Below are 17267 nucleotides of genomic sequence, written 5' to 3'. Positions count from 1 at the left end.
CAGGCCTGTCCTTTGGCCAGTCTGGTTAATACTTCACCGCGTCAACCGCCGCCCTGGTCAAGTACCGGGGCTTTTGTTTTCTGTCGAGCCACCGCCATGTCATTAACCGTTCGCGAGGTTTCGTGATGATTGCCACTCGGCGCAGCGCCGATGCGTTTGCCCTGCAAGTAATGGTGGGGCTGTGCCTGGTGTGGGGCATCCAGCAGGTGATGATCAAGTGGGCCGCCGCGGACATCGCCCCTGTGATGCAGGCCGCTGGACGTTCGGGAATCTCCGCGTTGCTGGTGGGCCTGTTGATCTGCTGGAAGGGCGGTTGGGACCAGGTCGGCAGCACCTGGCGTGGCGGTCTGCTGGCCGGCAGCCTGTTTGGCCTCGAGTTCCTGTTCATCTCCGAAGGCCTGCAACTGACCACAGCGGCCCATATGTCGGTGTTCCTCTACACCGCGCCGATTTTTACCGCGCTGGGCGTGCATTGGTTGCTGCCGAGCGAGCGCTTGCGCCCGGTGCAATGGCTGGGGATTCTGCTGGCCTTTATCGGCATTGGCATTGCGTTTGCCGGTGGCGTGTCCTGGGACAATCTGGACCGGCGCATGTTGCTGGGCGACGCGCTCGGTGTACTGGCCGGAGCGGCCTGGGGTGCAACCACCGTGGTGGTACGCGCCTCTCGGTTGTCGGAAGCACCGGTGACCCTGACCTTGTTCTATCAACTGATCGTCGGTTTCGTCGGCCTGTTGCTGATCGCGGTGGCCAGCGGCCAGGTGACCCATGTCCAATTGACGGCCGTGGCGGTTACCAGCGTGCTGTTTCAGGGGCTGGTGGTGTCATTCTTCAGTTACCTGATCTGGTTCTGGTTGCTGCGCCGTTATCTGGCGGCGAACCTGGCGGTGTTTTCGTTCATGACCCCGCTGTTCGGTGTCACGTTCGGGGTGCTGTTGCTGGGGGAGAAATTGACCCTCAACTTCGTCATGGGTGCTGTGCTGGTGCTGCTGGGGATCACCTTTGTCAGCGCCGAACAGTGGGTCCGTCGCCGTTTGCGCAAGGCGCTGGGGCAATATTGACTGGTGGCCGCGATGGGCCGCGAGCAAGGCCTGTTGCAGATGATTCAGATCAATTAAGTAACAGATCTTTGCGTTCTTGGGCGAGCATTGCGTAGGAGTTAAGGCTACTATCTGTATGAAGCGTCTACAGAACCCGGTCGCTCGGCATTACCCTGAAGGGGGGCACCATGAAAGAGAAACTGCAAAACTGGCTCCATGACCTCGGTGTCGCGCTTGGTTTGATCGAACCGCCTCTGCAACCTGTGCCTATCCGCACCGACGACGATCAACGTCGACGTCAACAACGCCGCCGGTAACACGCAACACATCAGCAGGTCGCAGCCGCCCGCATCGCCAAGGTGCCGCGTGTGGCTGCGACATCGCACCCGCCCATTTCCACTGAGCACACACTCACTGTTGGCCGATCTGCTCCAGAAACCGGATCAGGTCCTCGGCGGTGGTGGCTGACTTGAGTAGTTGATCTTCTTCATGAGTGAAGGCGGTCAGCTTCAGCTCATCTTCCAGATAAAAAATCAGCTCCTCGATGTCCTGCTTGTCCAGCCCCAGTTGCGACAGGCTGGCGTTGTCCGCGAAATCCTCACGACCCTAGAGCAAGCGGCTGATGAAGCGATGCACGGCTTTGCGAATGGCCTCTGTGTTCATGATCTTGCCTGGCTGAAGAGGTGCGTCTCCTGCAAAAGTATTAATCCTTTGGTGTGAGTACAGCACAGCCTCAGCGGTGTTGACGTTGCCATTGGTCAATCATGTCGCGCAGCTTGTCCCCGGAGAAGCTTGGGAAGTGGCCGCCATGCACCGTACGGATCGGTAGCGTGCGCAGGCGTTGCAGGCTGCTGGCGTAATCCTCGAGGTTGGAGTGGTAGGCGTCTTCAACCAAGGGGCCGTCGTAGATGATGTCGCCACTGAACAGTGTGCCGGTGGCGGCTTCGAACAGGCTGATGCCACCAGGTGAGTGGCCGGGCGTGTGAAGCACCTGCAGGGTGCGGTTGCCCAGGTCGAGCACATCACCGTCCTCAACGAAACCGGTCGCGGGTGCGGCTTTGACCCGGTATTCGGCGTAACACAGCGGGCAGTCGGGGTGCGCCTCGAACATGTCGTCGCCGACGCAGGCCCTGGACAGGGTGTTGTCGCCATCCGGTGCCGCGAGGATCCGTGCCTCGGCCGGGTGTACCAGGCGCTCGGGAAATTCGTGATGACCGGCGATATGGTCGAAGTGGCAATGGCTGGCCACGGCGACCAGCGGGCGTTCGGTCAGCCACGGAAATTGCTCGCGCAGGCTGACCAGGCCTGAGCCGGTGTCGAGCAGCAAGTCCTTGTCGCGCCCCTGGATATGCCACAGGTTGCAGCGGTAGAACGGCCGGATATACGGCTCGTGGATCAGGCGGATAGCGTCGTTCAGTTGTTTGACTTCGAACCATTGATTGCGACTGACGATGAGCATGGTGTTTTTCTCCAGGCGAAAAAAAACGGGTGCAGCAACCGACGCTGCACCCGCCGAAGAAAAGGTTCAAGCCGTTGTTGGTTTCAGCTTATATCGCGTTCGCCACGGTTGCCGGGCGACGGGATGCCAGGCTGACCACGACGAAGCTCACCAGGCCGACTGCCAGGCTGTAGTAGATCGGCGTATTGGCATCCAGGCCATCCGTGACCATGAACACCAGGGCCGTGGCGAAGCCCAGGCCCATGCTGGCGATGGCGCCGGCGGTGGTGGCACGTTTCCAGAAGATGGCGCCGATCAGCGGGATCAGCATGCCGCCCACCAACAGGTTGTAGGCCAGGGTCAGGGCGCTGATCACGTCGTTGACGACCAGGGCGATACCCAGCACCACGATACCGGTCAACAGGGTGACCAGGCGGTTGACCGCCAGGCTCGACTGTTTTCCACCGCGCAGTTTCGGCAGCAGGTCTTCGGTCAGGGTGGTGGCCGCGGCGAGCAGGCCGGCGCTGGCGGTGGACATCATGGCGGCCAGTGCCGCGGCGATCACCAGGCCACGAATACCGTCCGGCAGGGACAGTTTGACGATGGCGGCGAAGGCGTTGTTGACGTTGTCCAGGTCCGGAATCAGCACGTGGGCCGCCATGCCGATCAGGGCACAGGCCAGGCCGTAGAGGATGCAGTAGACCCCGGCGAAGGTACCGGCGTATTGCGCGACCTTGGCGGTCTTGACGGTGAACACCCGTTGCCAGATGTCCTGGCCGATCAGGATGCCGAAGAAGTAGATCATGAAGTAGGTGATGATGGTGTCCCAGCCGATGGTGGTGAAGCTGAAGGCGGCTGCCGGCAGTTTCATCACCAACTCATCCCAGCCGCCGACGCGGTACAGGCAGATTGGCAGCAGGATGAACATCAGGCCCACGGTCTTGATCACGAACTGGACGATGTCGGTCAGGGTCAGGGACCACATGCCGCCGATGGCCGAGTAGATCACCACCACGCCACCACCGAGCAGCACCGAGATCCAGAACGGCAGGCCAAACAGCACTTGCAGCACGGTGCCGATGGCCAGGATCGAGGTCACGCCGATCATCAGCGCGTAGGCCAGCATGATCACCGCGCTCGCGGAGCGGGCCATCGGGTTGTAGCGTTTTTCCAGGACCTGGGTAACGGTGTAGATTTTCAGTTTCAGCAGCGGTTTGGCGAGGAACAGGTTCAGCGCCACGATCCCGCAGCCCAATGCGGCGCAGAGCCAGAAACCGGAAATGCCATGCACATAACCCAGGCGCACTGTGCCCACGGTGGACGCGCCACCCAGGACGGTGGCGGCCATGGTGCCCATGTACAGGCTCGGGCCGAGGTTGCGACCGGCGACCAAAAAGTCTTCGTTGGTCTTGGCCTTGCGCATGCCGTAGTAGCCCAGTATCAGCATCGCGGCGGCGTAGATGAGTACGACGAATAAATCCAAAGCCATGATGGCGTGTCTCCGATTGTCTTTTTTATGTGGAACGCGGGATCAGGTTTTCTCTGTGGCGAGGGAGTAAGCTCCCTCGCCACAAAAGCTCAAAACCTTCCTGTTTTCTTTTGAGTCAGGCGGCTTGCCGCAACGCCGCTTTACCGGGCGACTCCGCGCCCTGGCTCCGTGCATCCTTCGGGCCGTACATCAGCGCCGACTCCGGGAACAGGCTCAGCAGGGCCAGGTACACCAGCGAGGCCAGGCCCAGGGTTACCGGCAAACTGATATCGATGCCGCCCGCCAGTTCGCCCAGCACACCGACAAACTGCCCGGGCAGGTTGACGAAACACAGGCCGACCAGTGCGCTGGGGATCCAGGCACCCAGGCCGCGCCAGTTCCAGCCATGGCTGAACCAGTAGCGGCCACCTTGCTCGCCACGGGTGAACACTTGCAGGTCATCCGGGCAGTAGAAGCCGCGACGCTTCACCAGGCCGATGATCATGATCACCATCCACGGAGTGGTGCAGGTGATGATCAGCACGGCGAAGGTCGACACGCTCTGCACCAGGTTCGCCGCAAAGCGCCCGATGAAAATGAAGGCAATCGACATCACCCCGATCAGTAGTGTGGCCTTGACCCGCGACAGCACCCGCGGGAACACGCTGGACATATCCAGCCCGGTGCCATACAGCGACGTGGTGCCCGTGGACATGCCACCAATCACCGCAATCAGGCACACCGGCAGGAAGAACCAGCTCGGCGAGACGGCCAGCAGGCCACCGACATAGTTGTTCGCGGCAATGTAGTCCGGTGCCTTGATTGCCACGATGGTCGCCGTCGCCAGGCCGAACAGGAACGGGATCAAAGTGGCGATCTGCGCACCGATCACCGCCAGCATGATCCGGCCCTTGGGGGTTTCGCGCGGGATGTAGCGCGACCAGTCGCCGAGGAACGCGCCGAAGGAGATCGGGTTGCTCATGGCCACCAGCGCTGCGCCAATGAAGGCCGCCCAGAACCCGGCCTGGCCGAGGGCCACGCTGCCGGCGTACTGGCTGTCGAACGCCGGGGCGAAGGCAAAGATTCCCAACAGGAACAACAGGCTCGCGGCCCATACGGCAATGCGGTTGACCCACAGCATGAAGCGGAAGCCGTAGATGCACACCGTCAACACCAGGATCGCGAACACCCCGTAGGCCAGGCCCAGGGTCAGGTCGGTTTCCGGCAGGTCGATCAGGCGTTTGGCCCCACCGATCAGCGCATCCCCCGAGCTCCACACCGAGAGCGAGAAGAAGGCGATGGCAGTCAGCAACGACAGGAACGAACCGACGATCCGTCCGTGGACGCCAAAGTGTGCACCGGACGACACGGCATTGTTGGTACCGTTGATCGGACCGAACAGGCCCATGGGGGCGAGGATCAGGGCGCCCAGCAATACGCCCAGCACAATCGCCCAGACGCCCGCCTGGAACGACAGGCCGAACAGCACCGGGAAACTGCCGAGCACGGCAGTGGCAAAGGTGTTGGCGCCGCCGAAGATCAAGCGAAACAGGTCGCTGGGTCGGGCGTCGCGTTCGTGGTCGGGGATCTGTTCGACCCCGTTTGTTTCGATGCTGCTAAGGCGGTGTTCTTTGTTGTTGTTATTCATGATCTGCTCCGATCATCAAGGCGCGCTCATCGTGTGTGAGCGTCACCTGTCTTGGCTAAGGGGGTGGCAGCCCTTCCGGCATGGCGGACAAATGTTCGTGGCAGGCCAGCCAATGGCCTTCTGGTTGTTTGCGAAACACAATGGTTTCGCGTTCCTGGCTGAAGTGTTGCTCCCCTTGCATGCGCAGCTTCGTGGCCACGTCATGGACAAACACCGCCACGTCACCCTGCAGGCTGACGAAGGCGTTGCTTGAGGTGCATGCCAGCACCTCGAAGCCTTCCTCGATGCGCCAGTTGTCCCACAACACCTGATAGGCATCGCGCGACAGCAGTGGCTTTTCGAGGGTGTGGAACACGAAGCTGGCGTCCGCGCTGAACGCGCCGAAGTAAGCTTCGCGATCATTTCGGGCGAACGCCGACACCAGTTCGGCGGCCGCGTTGAGAACCTGATCATGTGCGTTCATGGTCAGGCCTCAGCGGTGCGCCACGCCCGGCAGTACGCAGAGCATTTCGTACAGCAGGTTGGCGCCCAGCAGCGAGGTGTTGCCGGTGGTGTCGTAAGGCGGCGAGACTTCTACCAGATCGCAACCGACCAGGTCGAGACCCTGGCAACCACGGACGATTTCGATGGCCTGAATGGTGGTCAGACCACCGATTTCCGGGGTGCCGGTGCCCGGGGCCCAGGCCGGATCGATGCCGTCGATGTCGAAGCTCAGGTACACCGGGCCGTTGCCGACTTTTTCCCGCACTTCAGCCATCAATGGTGCCAGCGACTGGTGCCAGCACTCTTCGGCCTGCACCACACGGAAGCCCTGTTTACGGCTCCAGTTGAAGTCTTCAGCGGTGTAGCCCTGGGCGCGCAGACCGATTTGCACCACACGGTCGCAGTCCAGCAGGCCTTCTTCGACGGCGCGACGGAAGGTGGTGCCGTGGGCGATTTTCTCGCCGAACATGTGATCGTTCACATCGGCGTGAGCATCGATGTGCACCAGGCCGACCTTGCCGTGCTTTTTGTGGATCGCACGTAGGATTGGCAGGGTGATGGTGTGGTCGCCACCGAGGGTCAGCGGGATCACGTCGTGCTCGAGGATCTCGTCGTAGGACTCTTCGATGATGCGCACGGCGTCCAGCAGGTTGAACGTGTTGATCGCCACGTCACCGATATCGGCAACGGACAGCGAATCGAATGGTGCGGCGCCGGTGGCCATGTTGTACGGACGGATCATCACCGACTCGGCACGAATTTCCCGTGGCCCGAAACGGGTGCCGGCGCGTAGCGAAGTCCCGATGTCCAGCGGCACGCCTACGAAGGCAGCGTCCAGGCCGGCAGCGGTTTTCAGGTGGGGGAGTCGCATCATGGTGGCGATGCCGCCGAAGCGCGGCATTTCGTTGCCGCCCAGTGGTTGGTGAAGAACTTTGTCCACGGGTATGGCCTCATCGTCATTGTTTTATTCATGGGGTTGCTCGGTGCATAGGGCATGCACAGGCACCTGTTGGGCGGATTCTGCGAAATGGAGTGCCGCAGAAGAATCGCTACCGGCAAATACTTAGTTCAGATTTTTCTAAACTAATGCTGCTGGCGGCTATAGACTTGGTTCCGATCGTTCCCACGATCTATGGTCTTGCAATCGGAGCCCTCCATGGCCAACGCTTTACCCGACCTGAAGCTATTGCGCATCTTCGTCAGCGTGGTGCGTCATCAGGGGTTTGCCAACGCCCAGCATGAGCTCAACCTGTCGACGTCGGCCATCAGCACCTACATGAGCCAGCTCGAAGGGGCGTTGGGGCTGGTGCTGTGTCATCGAGGCCGGGGCGGCTTCAGCTTGACCAGCAAGGGCGAGCTGTTCCATCAGGAGACCTTGCGCCTGCTGGGGGAACTCGAAGGTTTCGAACAATACGCGGCGGCCCTCAAGGGCGAGCTGCGCGGCACGCTCAACCTTGGGGTGATCGACTCCACCGTCAGCGACAAGGCCTTGCCCTTCGCCGAAGCCATTGGCGCCTACAGCCAGGAACACCCGGCGGTGCACCTGCACCTGTCGGTGATGAGCCCCTACGAACTGCAACTGGGGGTGCAGGACAACCGCCTGGACCTGGCCATCGGTGCGTTCTCCACACGCATGAGCGGCCTGGTCTACATGCCGCTCTACCGCGAGCAGCACTGGTTATATTGCAGCAATCGCCATCCATTGTTCACCGAGCGACGGATTCCCGAGCAACTGATCACCCAGCAACGCATGGTCGGTCGCGGTTACTGGAGCCAGGCGGAACTGGCGCGCCACGGCTTCAAGCACAGCGCGGCGACGGTGGACAGTATGGAAGCTCAGTTGATTCTGGTGCTGTCCGGTGCCTACATCGGTTACTTGCCGGAACACTACGCCCAGGCCTGGGCTGACAAGGGCGACCTGCGCGTGTTGCTGCCGGCCACCTTCGGCTACCAGGCACCGTTCTCGATGATCGTGCGCCGGGGACGTAGCCGCGAGCCACTGATCCAGACTTTCCGTGACTTGCTCAAAGCACAACTCAATCAGGCCTGATCGGGAGAGCCCCATGTCCAGAAAACAATGCGCCCGTTGCCTGCGCCCGCAAACCCATTGCCTGTGCCCGCTGATCCCGAGCCTGGACAGCCGCACCCGGGTGCTGTTGTTGCAGCATCCCAGTGAAGTGAGCCATGCGCTGAACACCGCGCGCCTGGCGGCGTTGGGCCTGAACAATGCCGAGTTGATCGTCGGTGAGGTATTCGAGGACTTGTCGACGCTGCTCAACCCGCCCGGTTATCAGGCCCGCCTGCTGTTTCCAGCGGACGATGCGCAGCCGATGCAGGCGTATACCGCGACGGATGAGCCGCTGCTACTGGTGGTGCCGGATGGCACCTGGCGCAAGGCGCGCAAGATGTTGCACCTCAATCCGCTGCTGGCCGCGTTGCCAAGGGTGACCCTGGCCGATGGCGGTGTGTCGCGCTATCGCTTGCGCAAGGCGCCGGGGCCTGGTGCGTTGTCGACGGTGGAAGCGATCGTGCAGGCGTTGCAAGTGCTCGAAGCGCCGACTTCGTTCGATGCGTTGCTCAAACCGTTTGAGGCATTGATCGAGGGACAGATCGCGGCGATGGGTGAAGAGACTTACCGCAAGAATCATGGGCAATGAAGTCTTCTGTGGCGAGCGAGCTTGCTCGCGCTGGGCGGCGTAGCGGCCCCAAGAGCGGCCGCCAAAGTCTTGCTGAAAGACCGCGGTAGCTTTTTTTGGGGGGGGGCGCTCCACACCCCAGCGCGAGCAAGCTCGCTCGCCACGGAGATGGTGTGCACATTAAACGATACAGGCCTACCGCTCGCGCATCGCCTCGGTCCTGGCCTTGAGTACGGGTTTGAGCAGGTAATCGAGCACGCTTTTCTCGCCGGTAATGATGTCCACCGTGGCGACCATGCCGGGGATGATCAGCAGGGGTTTGACGTCGCCCCCCAAGTGGTTTTTGTCGGTGCGCACCTGGATCAGATAGAAGCTGTTGCCCTTGTCGTCGGTGATGGTGTCGGCGCCGATCAGTTCGAGTTTGGCCGACAGGCCGCCGTAGATCGTGTAGTCATAGGCGCTGAACTTGACCATGGCTTTCTGACCCGGATGCAGGAAGGCCACGTCCTGCGGGCGGACCTTGGCTTCGATCAGCAGGTTGTCCTCCAGGGGCACGATTTCCACCATGTCGCTGCCCGGTTGAACCACGCCGCCGATGGTGTTGACCTTGAGCACCTTGATGATCCCGTGAACCGGCGAAACCACAGTGGTGCGGGTCACCCGGTCGTCGATGGCAATGCTGGTGGCGGTGATTTTCGACAGGTCGGTGCGTTTCTCGTTGAGTTCCTTGGCGGCGTCCGAGCGGAAGCCCTGCACCGACTCATCGAGTTTGCTCCTGATCTCGTCAATCGCCGATTCGGCCCGTGGGATCGCCAGGGTGGTGGCATTCAGCGAGCCACGGATTTCCACGGCGCTGCGCTTGAGCCGCAGGATCTCCACCTGTGACACCGCCCCGGTACCCACCAGCGGCGCGGACATGTTCATTTCCTGGTTCAGCAGCGCCAGGCTTGAACTGTATTGCCCTTGTTTGGAGCGAAACTCCGCCAGTTCCTGGGTTTTCTGCCGAAGTTGTTCGGTCAGCGTGCGCTGTTCGCTGGCCAGTCGGCGTTGCCGTTGGTCATACAGGGCGCGCTCGTCTTCGGCCACTTGCGGGGCCTTGGACACGACCTCGTCCGACAGCTTGAGCGGCCGGCCCTCGGCTTCGGCAGACAGGCGTTCGACCTGGGCCATCAGGGCATAACGATCGGCCTCGCTTTCCCCCTTGTTTGACAGGAAGCGTGTGTCATCGAGGCGGATCAGGGTGTCGCCCTTGTTCACCATCTGCCCTTCGCGCACGAAAATCTCAGTGACGATCCCGCCTTCAAGGTTCTGGATGACTTGAACCTTGCTCGACGGAATGGCCTTGCCTTCACCCATGGTGACTTCCTGCAAGACCGCCAGCTTGGCCCACACCAGGGCGGTGATGATCAGCGCGGCGGTCAGCCACACGGTGATCCGCGACCTGCGGGGCGAATCCTGCAGCGAGGCGTCGGCGGTTTCGTGCATGAACTCGCGTTCTGCGCTTTTGCGGAAACTGCCAAAGTAGCCGCGCGGCTCAGGTGAAGAGGGCAATGATCCAGGGGGGGACTCAGGCATAAGCGACTCCTAGACGGCCGCAGAGCCGACACGGCCCTTGCGCAGTGCATCGATAACCGCTTCTTTCGGGCCGTCCGCGACGATCCGCCCGTTGTCCAGCACCACCAGCCGATCCACCAGGCTGAGCATCGAGGTGCGGTGGGTGACCAGCAGCAGGGTCTTGCCTTTTACCCAGGGGTGCAGTTTCTGGCGCAGGATGTCTTCACTGCTGTTGTCCATGGCACTGGTGGGTTCGTCGAGGACCATGATCGGTGGGTCCAACAGCAATGCGCGGGCCAGCAACACCGCTTGACGCTGACCGCCGGACAGCAGTTGGCCGCGCTCGCCCACTGGCCGGTCGAAGCCGTGCGGGTGTTGGCGGGCCAGTTCGGTGACACCGGTCAACTCGGCGACTTCGAGCATCCGTGAGTCGCTGATGTAGCGCGCGCCGAGCGTCAGGTTGTCGCGCAGGCTGCCGGCCAGCAGCGGCAGGTCGTGGGCCACATAGCCGATCTGTTGGCGCAGGTCGGCGACGTCCAGTTGCCGCAGGTCCAGGCCGTCGAGCAACAGCTGGCCTTCATCCGGGGCGTAGAACCCCATCACCAGGCGGGCCAGGGTGCTTTTGCCTGATCCGCTGCGGCCGATGATGCCGATACGTTCGCCGGGTTTGACACTGAAACTGACGCCAGACAATGCCGGGGCATTTTGCCCGTTGTAGTGGAAGGTCACGCCACTGACGTCCAGTGCGCCTTGCAGTTGGGTACGCTCCAGTGGGCGTTGCCGGGTGTCGCGCTCCTGGGGTAGCGCCATCAATGCATCGGTGCTGCGCATGGTCAACCGGGCTTGCTGGTAGCGGGTGATCAACCCGGCGATCTGTCCCAGTGGCGCGAGGACGCGGCTGCCAAGCATGTAGGTTGCCACCAGCGCGCCCACGCTGAGGTTGCCGGCGATGATGCTGTAGACCCCGGCGACGATGGTCGCCATGCCGCAGAACTGCTGGATGAACAGGGTGCCGTTGGTGGCCAGCGCCGAGAGGTTGCGCGCATGGCTGTCGAGGCGGGTGAGGGCGCCGTGGGTGCTTTCCCATTTGTGCTGGCGTTCGCTCTCGGCGCTACAGGCCTTGAGGGTTTCCAGGCCGCCCAGGGTTTCAATCAGCACGGCCTGGCGTTCGGCCCCCAGTGCCAGGCTTTTCTGGACGGTGTCGCGCAGACGTACCTGAATCATCATCGCGAAGAGGATGGTGAGCGGGAAGGCCATCAGCGGGATGACCACCAGCCAGCCGCCGAGCAGGCCGATTACCACCAGCATCAGTACGGCAAAGGGCAGGTCGATCAGGCTGGTCAGGGTCACGGCGGTGAGAAACTCGCGCAGGCCCTGGAAGTCATGGATGCTCTGGGCAAACCCGCCAATGGTGGCGGGACGTGCTTTCATCGACATGCCGGTGATGCGTTCGAACAGGGTGGCGGACAGGATTACGTCGGTTTTCTTGCCGGCCGTGTCCAGCAAGTGCGCACGTACGATCCGCAGCACCAGCTCGAATCCGGTGCCGATCAACAAGCCGATAGCCAGCACCCACAAGGTTGAGGTGGCCTGGTTCGGTACCACCCGATCGTAGGTCTGCATCACGAACAGCGGGACCATCAGGCCCAGCAGGTTGATCAGGAAACTCGCCAGAATTGCGTCGCTGTAGAGCCAGCGCGACAGCTTGAGCGTGTCGCGAAACCACGCCTCGACCCGAGGTACCAACGGTGAGCGCAGGTCCTCGAGCTCATGCCGTGGCCGGGCGAACAGCGCCTGGCCACTGTATTCCTCGGCCAGCTCCTCACGGCTGACCCATTGTTCTCCGCCCTCAGCCTCACTGGGCAGAATCAGCGCCTTGCCGTTTGCCCCCCAACGCCGCAAGACCGCGCAGCGACCATTCCGGAGCAGCAACATGACCGGCAGGTTGAGCGCTGAAATCGACTCCAGTTCACGCCTCAATACACGTGCCTGCAGGCCGGCACGGGCTGCCGCGCGAGGGAGTAGATCCTGGCTCAGGCGCTGTTTGGCCAGTGGCAGGCCAGCACTGAGGCTGGCCCGGCTGACGGTGCAGTCATGTAGCTTGCACAGGATCAGCAACCCATCCAACAGCGGATCATCAAAGCTCAGGCGCGGGTCAACGCCAGTGTTGCCGGATTCCATGCTGGTCACATCAGGCCCCCCAGTGAACTAGCGTATTTCGGGTAGGCGGGCTTCGCTTTTCACGTCGGTTTGCGCAATCGCTTCGGCCGGAACCACCACCTTGGCTTTCGTCAGCAGTTCGCCCATGTTCGCCAGGACGCGGTACATGGAGAACTCCTCGGTGTAGCGCACTTCGGTGTAGCGCCGGCTGGAGTTGTACAGCTCGTTTTCACTGTCGAGCAGGTCGAGCAGGGTCCGCTGGCCGAGGCCGAACTGATCCTGGTAGGCCGCCCGTACGCGCACCGAGGTCTCGGCGTATTCGCGGGCGGTCGGGAGTTGTTTCTTGGCGTTGACCATGGCGTTCCAGGCCAGGGTGATGTTCTCGTTGAGCATGCGCAAGGCGTTGTTGCGGATGTCCATGGCCTGGTTGATCTTGTGTGCGTCCGATTGCAGGCGGGCCTTGTCGCTGCCGCCGCGGAACAGGTTGTAGTTCATGATCACGCCCACGCGCCACTCGTTGTCGTGGCCCAGGTCGCCCTGGAGGTTGTCGTCGGCACCGACCGCCGCCTCTGCATCGAAGCGTGGATAGAACGGCGACTTGGCGACCTCGTACTGGCTTTCGGCGGCGTTCACGTCGGCCTGGGCGGATTTGAGGTACGGGTTGTTATCCATCATGGCCTGGCGAGCGTCCGGCAGGGTTTGGGGAACCTCGCCGCGAATCGACGGCAGGGTTTCCAGCTCATCGGGCATGCGCCCCACGGCACTGAAGAAGTTGGCTTCGGCATCGGCGAGATCGACCTGGGCGGTGTCGAGGTTGTTTTGCGCCAGGGCCAGGCGCGCTTTCGATTGGTCAAGGTCGGCGGTGCTGCCGATGCCGCGATCGGTGCGCAGGCCGATCTGGTCGTTGACCCGCAAGTGCGCTTGCAGGTTGTTGGTGGCCAGGGTCACCAGTTCGCGGCGCTTGAGTACTTCGAGGTACACCTCGATGGTGCGCAGGGACAGGCTTTCGGCGGTACCACGGGTGAAGTAGGCGCGGGAGTTGACGACCGACCGGGTGCGTCCGACTTCATTAGCGGTGTTGAAACCGTCGAACAGCATTTGCCGCAGGCGCAGTTCGGATTGGGTGTACCACTCGGTTTCAGTGTTATGGCCACCGGGCGTCAGGCCGCGGGTCGTGGAGTTGTCGCTGTAGCCGCGGCCGTAGCCGGCATTCAGGTCCAGTGACGGATAGAAACCCCCTTTGGCGACCTTCACGTCTTCATCGGCGGACAGGCGGTTGTTCTCGCTGGCATGCAGTTCCGGATGGTTGTCCAGCGTGCTTTGAATTGCGTCGGTCAGTGACATGGCCTGGGCCTGATGAGTGCAGGCCATGGCCAACAGAATCGCGCTGCAGAGGGGCGTGAAAACGCGCATGGGGTACTTCTCCCTGTGTCCTAATAGTGCTTTGTTGTCGCCAAAAAAATGACGCGACTTATAGTTCAAACCGTTCCAAGCTTGTAACAACAGAGCTAAGAACATCCTAGGGAGAAGCTAAGAAGCATTTCTCATAAGAACTATGTCGAAAAAAACTTATGCGCCCTGAAAAATCCAGCACATTGTTCACACCGTAAGTCCCGTGTTTACGAGCTTTATGGCGCTTTTCGGGACTGAAAAAGTTCAACCCATTTTGCAACATAGGGTGGAGAAGTGTTGGAGGGGATGGAGGCTGCACGGTTTTAGGGGCGACAAAATATTGTCACTTTTCCGGTAGGATACCGTGGGGTCACCCTCGTAGAACGGCTGGCGGCGCTGAGTGGATGATTCCATTGAGTTTTGTTCTGCTCAAATCCAGGCCATCTGCGTAGGGCAAGCGAGGCGAGATCGTCGTCAGGCAAGGGCTTTTACCTTGGGGTGGAAGTGCTGCCGGGCGCCAGGTCCGCCAAGCCACCCGTTAGTGCCATGCGTACTTCTCTGCACAACCCAGATGCCGATGGATGTCGGCAGCGGAGGACGTCACATGGCAACGCTCATCGGTACCGTCAGCAAGGTTGTGGGTCAGGTTTTCGCACAGGCAGCGGATGGCACCAGGCGTCCCCTGATCGAGGGGGATCGGCTGTTTGCCGGCGAGCAACTGATTACCGGTGCCGCGGGCGCGGTGGCCGTGCACCTGAGCAACGGTCAGGAGTTGACCCTTGGGCGTGACAGCAGCCTGTCAATGACGGCGCAACTGCTGGCCAATCAGGCCGGGCACGTGAGCACGCCCGAAGTGGTGGCGCCGAGTGCCGCGCAATTGACCGATGTCGAACAACTGCAAAAAGCCATTGCGGCCGGTGCCGACCCGACCCAGACCGCTGAAGCCACGGCTGCCGGGCCTGGCAGCGGTGCAGGTGCAGGCGGGACTGGCGCGGCGGGAGGCGGGCACACCTTTGTACTGCTGGAAGAGGTGGCCGGGCGGGTTGAGCCGATCATTGGCTTTCCCACCGCCGGTTTCAACGGTATCCCTGAATTCGTCCCGGAGCGCATTGCACCCGTGCCAGAAGAGGACGGCGATGATGGATTTGTTCCGCCACCGGTGAACAACGGGGTGAGCCTGTCCGGCCTGTCGGTAGAAGGCGGCGAGTTGACCCTCAGTGAAGCCAACCTGGCCCAGGGTTCGGCCAGCAATCCTTCGGCGCTGACCCAAAGCGGTACCTTCAGTGTTTCGGCGCCAGATGGCCTGTCGAGCCTGAACGTGGGCGGGATCAGCGTCGTCAGTGGTGGCGTGGTCGCGGGTTTCCCGCAATCGATGATCTCTGCCGCGGGCAACACCCTGACCATCACCGGTTTTGACCCGGCCACAGGCGTGGTCAGTTACAGCTACACCCTGGTGTCCAACGAAGCCCATTCGGCAAGTGATGGCGCCAACAACCTGAGCGAGCATTTCAGCGTCATTGCCACGGACGTCAACGGCGACACGGCGACCAACTCGCTAGACATCAACATCACCGACGACGTGCCGACGGTGGTGAATGACAGCAATGCGGGAGCCGCCAGCGAAATACAGACCATCCTCAGCGGCAACGTGCTGAGCAATGATGTGCAAGGCGCCGACCGTGTACCGACCGGGCCGGTCACCGCGCAGACGGTCAATGGCACCTACGGCAAACTGGTGCTGGCCGCCGATGGCGCTTACACCTACACCGTCGACACCAGCAATCCGGCATTTTTGGCGCTGAAAGCCGACGGCAGCGAAACCTTCACCTACACCCTTACCGACGTGGACGGCGATACCAGCACCGCGACCCTGGTGCTCAATGTCCACAACAACGACGATCCGGTGACGATCACCGGGCTCAAGGTTGAAGGTGGCGAACTGACGGTCTACGAAAAAGCCCTCAGCGACGGTTCCACCCCTGGCACTCCTTTATTGACCCAAAGCGGCACCTTCACCGTCACGGCGCTGGACGGTGTGCAAACCCTGAGCGTCGGTGGGATCAACGTGGTCACCAATGGCGTGAACGCCGGCTTCCCGCAGGCCGTCACCACCGGCCTGGGCAACACCCTGACCATCACCGGCTACGACTCGGCGAGCGGGCTGGTGAGCTACAGCTACACCCTCAACGACAACGAAAACCACCCGACCGCCAGCGGCACCAACAGCCTCAGCGAATCTTTCAGCGTCACGGTCACCGACAGCAACGGCACTACCGCCAGCGATTCGCTGGACGTAAACATCGTCGACGATGTGCCGACGGCAGTGAACGACAGTAACGCCGGAGCCGCCAGCGAAATACAGACCATCCTCAGCGGTAACGTACTGAGCAACGACACCCAGGGCGCCGACCGCGTGCCGACCGGACCCGGTGTTGGACCGGTCACCGCGCAGACCATCAACGGTACCTATGGCCAACTGGTGCTGGCCGCCGATGGCACCTACACCTACACCCTCGACACCGGCAACCCGGCGTTCCTGGCGCTGCAAACCAACGCCACTGAGACCTTCACCTACACCCTTACCGACGCGGACGGCGATACCAGCACCGCGACGCTGACCCTGGCTGTCGACAACGACGACGATCCGGTGACCATCACCGGGCTCAAGGTCGAAGGCGGCGAACTGACGGTCTACGAAAAAGCCCTCGGCGACGGCTCGGCACCGGGCAGTTCAAACCTGACTCAGAGCGGTACCTTCACCGTCACGGCACTGGACGGCGTACAGACCCTGAGCGTCGGTGGCATCAACGTGGTGACTAACGGCGTGAACGCCGGCTTCCCGCAAACCTTCACCACCGGCCTGGGCAACACCCTGACCATCACCGGCTACGACTCGGCGAGCGGGCTGGTGAGCTACAGCTACACCCTCAACGACAACGAAAACCACCCGACCGCCAGCGGCACCAACAGCCTCAGCGAGTCGTTTGCCGTGAGCGTTACCGACAGCAACGGCACCACCGCGACTGACTCACTGGACGTGAGCATCGTCGACGATGTGCCGGCGGCGGTGAGCGACAGCAACGCGGGAACTGCCAGTGAAGCGCAAACCATCCTTAGCGGTAATGTGCTGAGCAACGACACCCAGGGCGCGGATCGGGTACCGACCGGGCCGATCACCGCGCAGACCGTCAACGGCACCTACGGCCAATTGGTGCTGGCGGCCAACGGCACCTACACCTACACCGTCGACCCCGGCAATCCGGCGTTCCTGGCGCTGACAACCAATGGCACTGAGACCTTCACCTACACCCTTACCGACGCCGACGGCGATACCAGCACCGCGACCCTGGTGCTCAATGTCCACAACAACGACGATCCGGTGACCATCACCGGGCTCCAGGTCGAGGGCGGTGAACTGACGGTCTACGAAAAAAACCTCGGCGACGGCTCC

Annotated in this window: 13 protein-coding genes and 1 pseudogene; 5 read left to right on the top strand and 9 right to left on the bottom strand. The window is 61.9% G+C overall.

Features of this window, described 5'->3' with window-relative positions; genetic code table 11:
• The first annotated feature begins 125 nt into the window (after positions 1–125).
• Both CKW29_RS12520 and CKW29_RS26055 read left to right on the top strand, forming a co-directional pair.
• Positions 126–1058 (top strand): DMT family transporter, encoded by a 933-nt coding sequence (locus CKW29_RS12520; RefSeq protein WP_095145616.1) that lies wholly within the window; start codon positions 126–128, stop codon positions 1056–1058.
• Positions 1059–1225: 167 nt separating this feature from the next.
• Complete coding sequence (locus CKW29_RS26055) at positions 1226–1354, top strand: PA1414 family protein (protein WP_256577055.1); 129 nt, start codon at positions 1226–1228, stop codon at positions 1352–1354.
• Between the two features lie 94 nt (positions 1355–1448).
• On the opposite strand, the pseudogene CKW29_RS26050 reads toward CKW29_RS26055, so the two are convergent.
• From CKW29_RS26050 to speB, 6 genes and pseudogenes are all read right to left on the bottom strand, one after another.
• Positions 1449–1700: pseudogene (locus CKW29_RS26050) on the bottom strand (acyl carrier protein).
• A gap of 70 nt (positions 1701–1770) precedes the next feature.
• Entirely contained in the window at positions 1771–2496 is a 726-nt protein-coding gene (locus CKW29_RS12510; RefSeq protein ID WP_095148597.1) for an MBL fold metallo-hydrolase, read from the bottom strand.
• An 88-nt stretch (positions 2497–2584) separates the two neighbouring features.
• Positions 2585–3964: a sodium:solute symporter gene (locus CKW29_RS12505; RefSeq protein WP_095148596.1), complete on the bottom strand. Its 1380-nt coding sequence runs from the start codon at positions 3962–3964 to the stop codon at positions 2585–2587.
• A 115-nt stretch (positions 3965–4079) separates the two neighbouring features.
• Positions 4080–5591, bottom strand: coding sequence for a cytosine permease (locus CKW29_RS12500; RefSeq protein WP_095145619.1), 1512 nt, complete (start codon positions 5589–5591; stop codon positions 4080–4082).
• A gap of 55 nt (positions 5592–5646) precedes the next feature.
• On the bottom strand, positions 5647–6054 hold the full coding sequence (locus CKW29_RS12495) for a nuclear transport factor 2 family protein (RefSeq protein WP_095145620.1): 408 nt from the start codon (positions 6052–6054) through the stop codon (positions 5647–5649).
• Between the two features lie 9 nt (positions 6055–6063).
• Entirely contained in the window at positions 6064–7014 is a 951-nt protein-coding gene (gene speB, locus CKW29_RS12490) for an agmatinase (RefSeq protein ID WP_095148595.1), read from the bottom strand.
• A 216-nt stretch (positions 7015–7230) separates the two neighbouring features.
• On the opposite strand from speB, the gene CKW29_RS12485 reads away from it, so the two are divergent.
• Together CKW29_RS12485 and CKW29_RS12480 are read left to right on the top strand one after the other, a co-directional pair.
• Complete coding sequence (locus CKW29_RS12485) at positions 7231–8124, top strand: LysR family transcriptional regulator (protein ID WP_095145622.1); 894 nt, start codon at positions 7231–7233, stop codon at positions 8122–8124.
• Between the two features lie 13 nt (positions 8125–8137).
• Complete coding sequence (locus CKW29_RS12480) at positions 8138–8731, top strand: tRNA-uridine aminocarboxypropyltransferase (RefSeq protein WP_095145623.1); 594 nt, start codon at positions 8138–8140, stop codon at positions 8729–8731.
• Positions 8732–8905: 174 nt separating this feature from the next.
• Here the strand turns inward: CKW29_RS12480 and CKW29_RS12475 are convergent, their stop codons facing one another.
• From CKW29_RS12475 to CKW29_RS12465, 3 genes are read right to left on the bottom strand one after another with little or no spacing between them, the layout of a single operon-like run.
• Positions 8906–10285, bottom strand: coding sequence for an HlyD family type I secretion periplasmic adaptor subunit (locus CKW29_RS12475; protein ID WP_095145624.1), 1380 nt, complete (start codon positions 10283–10285; stop codon positions 8906–8908).
• Positions 10286–10294: 9 nt separating this feature from the next.
• Positions 10295–12454 (bottom strand): type I secretion system permease/ATPase, encoded by a 2160-nt coding sequence (locus CKW29_RS12470; RefSeq protein WP_095148594.1) that lies wholly within the window; start codon positions 12452–12454, stop codon positions 10295–10297.
• Between the two features lie 18 nt (positions 12455–12472).
• The gene (locus CKW29_RS12465) at positions 12473–13837 is read right to left on the bottom strand and encodes a TolC family outer membrane protein (protein WP_095145626.1); all 1365 of its coding nucleotides are present in this window, start codon (positions 13835–13837) and stop codon (positions 12473–12475) included.
• Positions 13838–14420: 583 nt separating this feature from the next.
• On the opposite strand from CKW29_RS12465, the gene CKW29_RS26045 reads away from it, so the two are divergent.
• Positions 14421–17267, top strand: a 2847-nt coding sequence (locus tag CKW29_RS26045; protein WP_256584906.1) for a retention module-containing protein, incomplete at its 3' end; no start/stop codon positions are given.

Source organism: Pseudomonas sp. Irchel s3a18, from assembly GCF_900187535.1.
GTDB lineage: Bacteria > Pseudomonadota > Gammaproteobacteria > Pseudomonadales > Pseudomonadaceae > Aquipseudomonas.
The sequence above is the reverse complement of the archived record's forward strand: the minus strand, read 5'-3'. Positions and strand labels throughout refer to the sequence as shown.

Bases quoted from the DNA above. Each gene is read 5' to 3' on its own strand.
- CKW29_RS12495 (WP_095145620.1), bottom strand. From the start codon at position 6,054: ATGAACGCACATGATCAGGTTCTCAACGCGGCCGCCGAACTGGTGTCG.
- CKW29_RS12505 (WP_095148596.1), bottom strand. From the start codon at position 3,964: ATGGCTTTGGATTTATTCGTCGTACTCATCTACGCCGCCGCGATGCTG.
- CKW29_RS12480 (WP_095145623.1), top strand. From the start codon at position 8,138: ATGTCCAGAAAACAATGCGCCCGTTGCCTGCGCCCGCAAACCCATTGC.
- CKW29_RS12485 (WP_095145622.1), top strand. From the start codon at position 7,231: ATGGCCAACGCTTTACCCGACCTGAAGCTATTGCGCATCTTCGTCAGC.
- CKW29_RS12520 (WP_095145616.1), top strand. From the start codon at position 126: ATGATTGCCACTCGGCGCAGCGCCGATGCGTTTGCCCTGCAAGTAATG.
- CKW29_RS12465 (WP_095145626.1), bottom strand. From the start codon at position 13,837: ATGCGCGTTTTCACGCCCCTCTGCAGCGCGATTCTGTTGGCCATGGCC.
- CKW29_RS12475 (WP_095145624.1), bottom strand. From the start codon at position 10,285: ATGCCTGAGTCCCCCCCTGGATCATTGCCCTCTTCACCTGAGCCGCGC.
- CKW29_RS26055 (WP_256577055.1), top strand. From the start codon at position 1,226: ATGAAAGAGAAACTGCAAAACTGGCTCCATGACCTCGGTGTCGCGCTT.
- CKW29_RS12510 (WP_095148597.1), bottom strand. From the start codon at position 2,496: ATGCTCATCGTCAGTCGCAATCAATGGTTCGAAGTCAAACAACTGAAC.
- CKW29_RS12500 (WP_095145619.1), bottom strand. From the start codon at position 5,591: ATGAATAACAACAACAAAGAACACCGCCTTAGCAGCATCGAAACAAAC.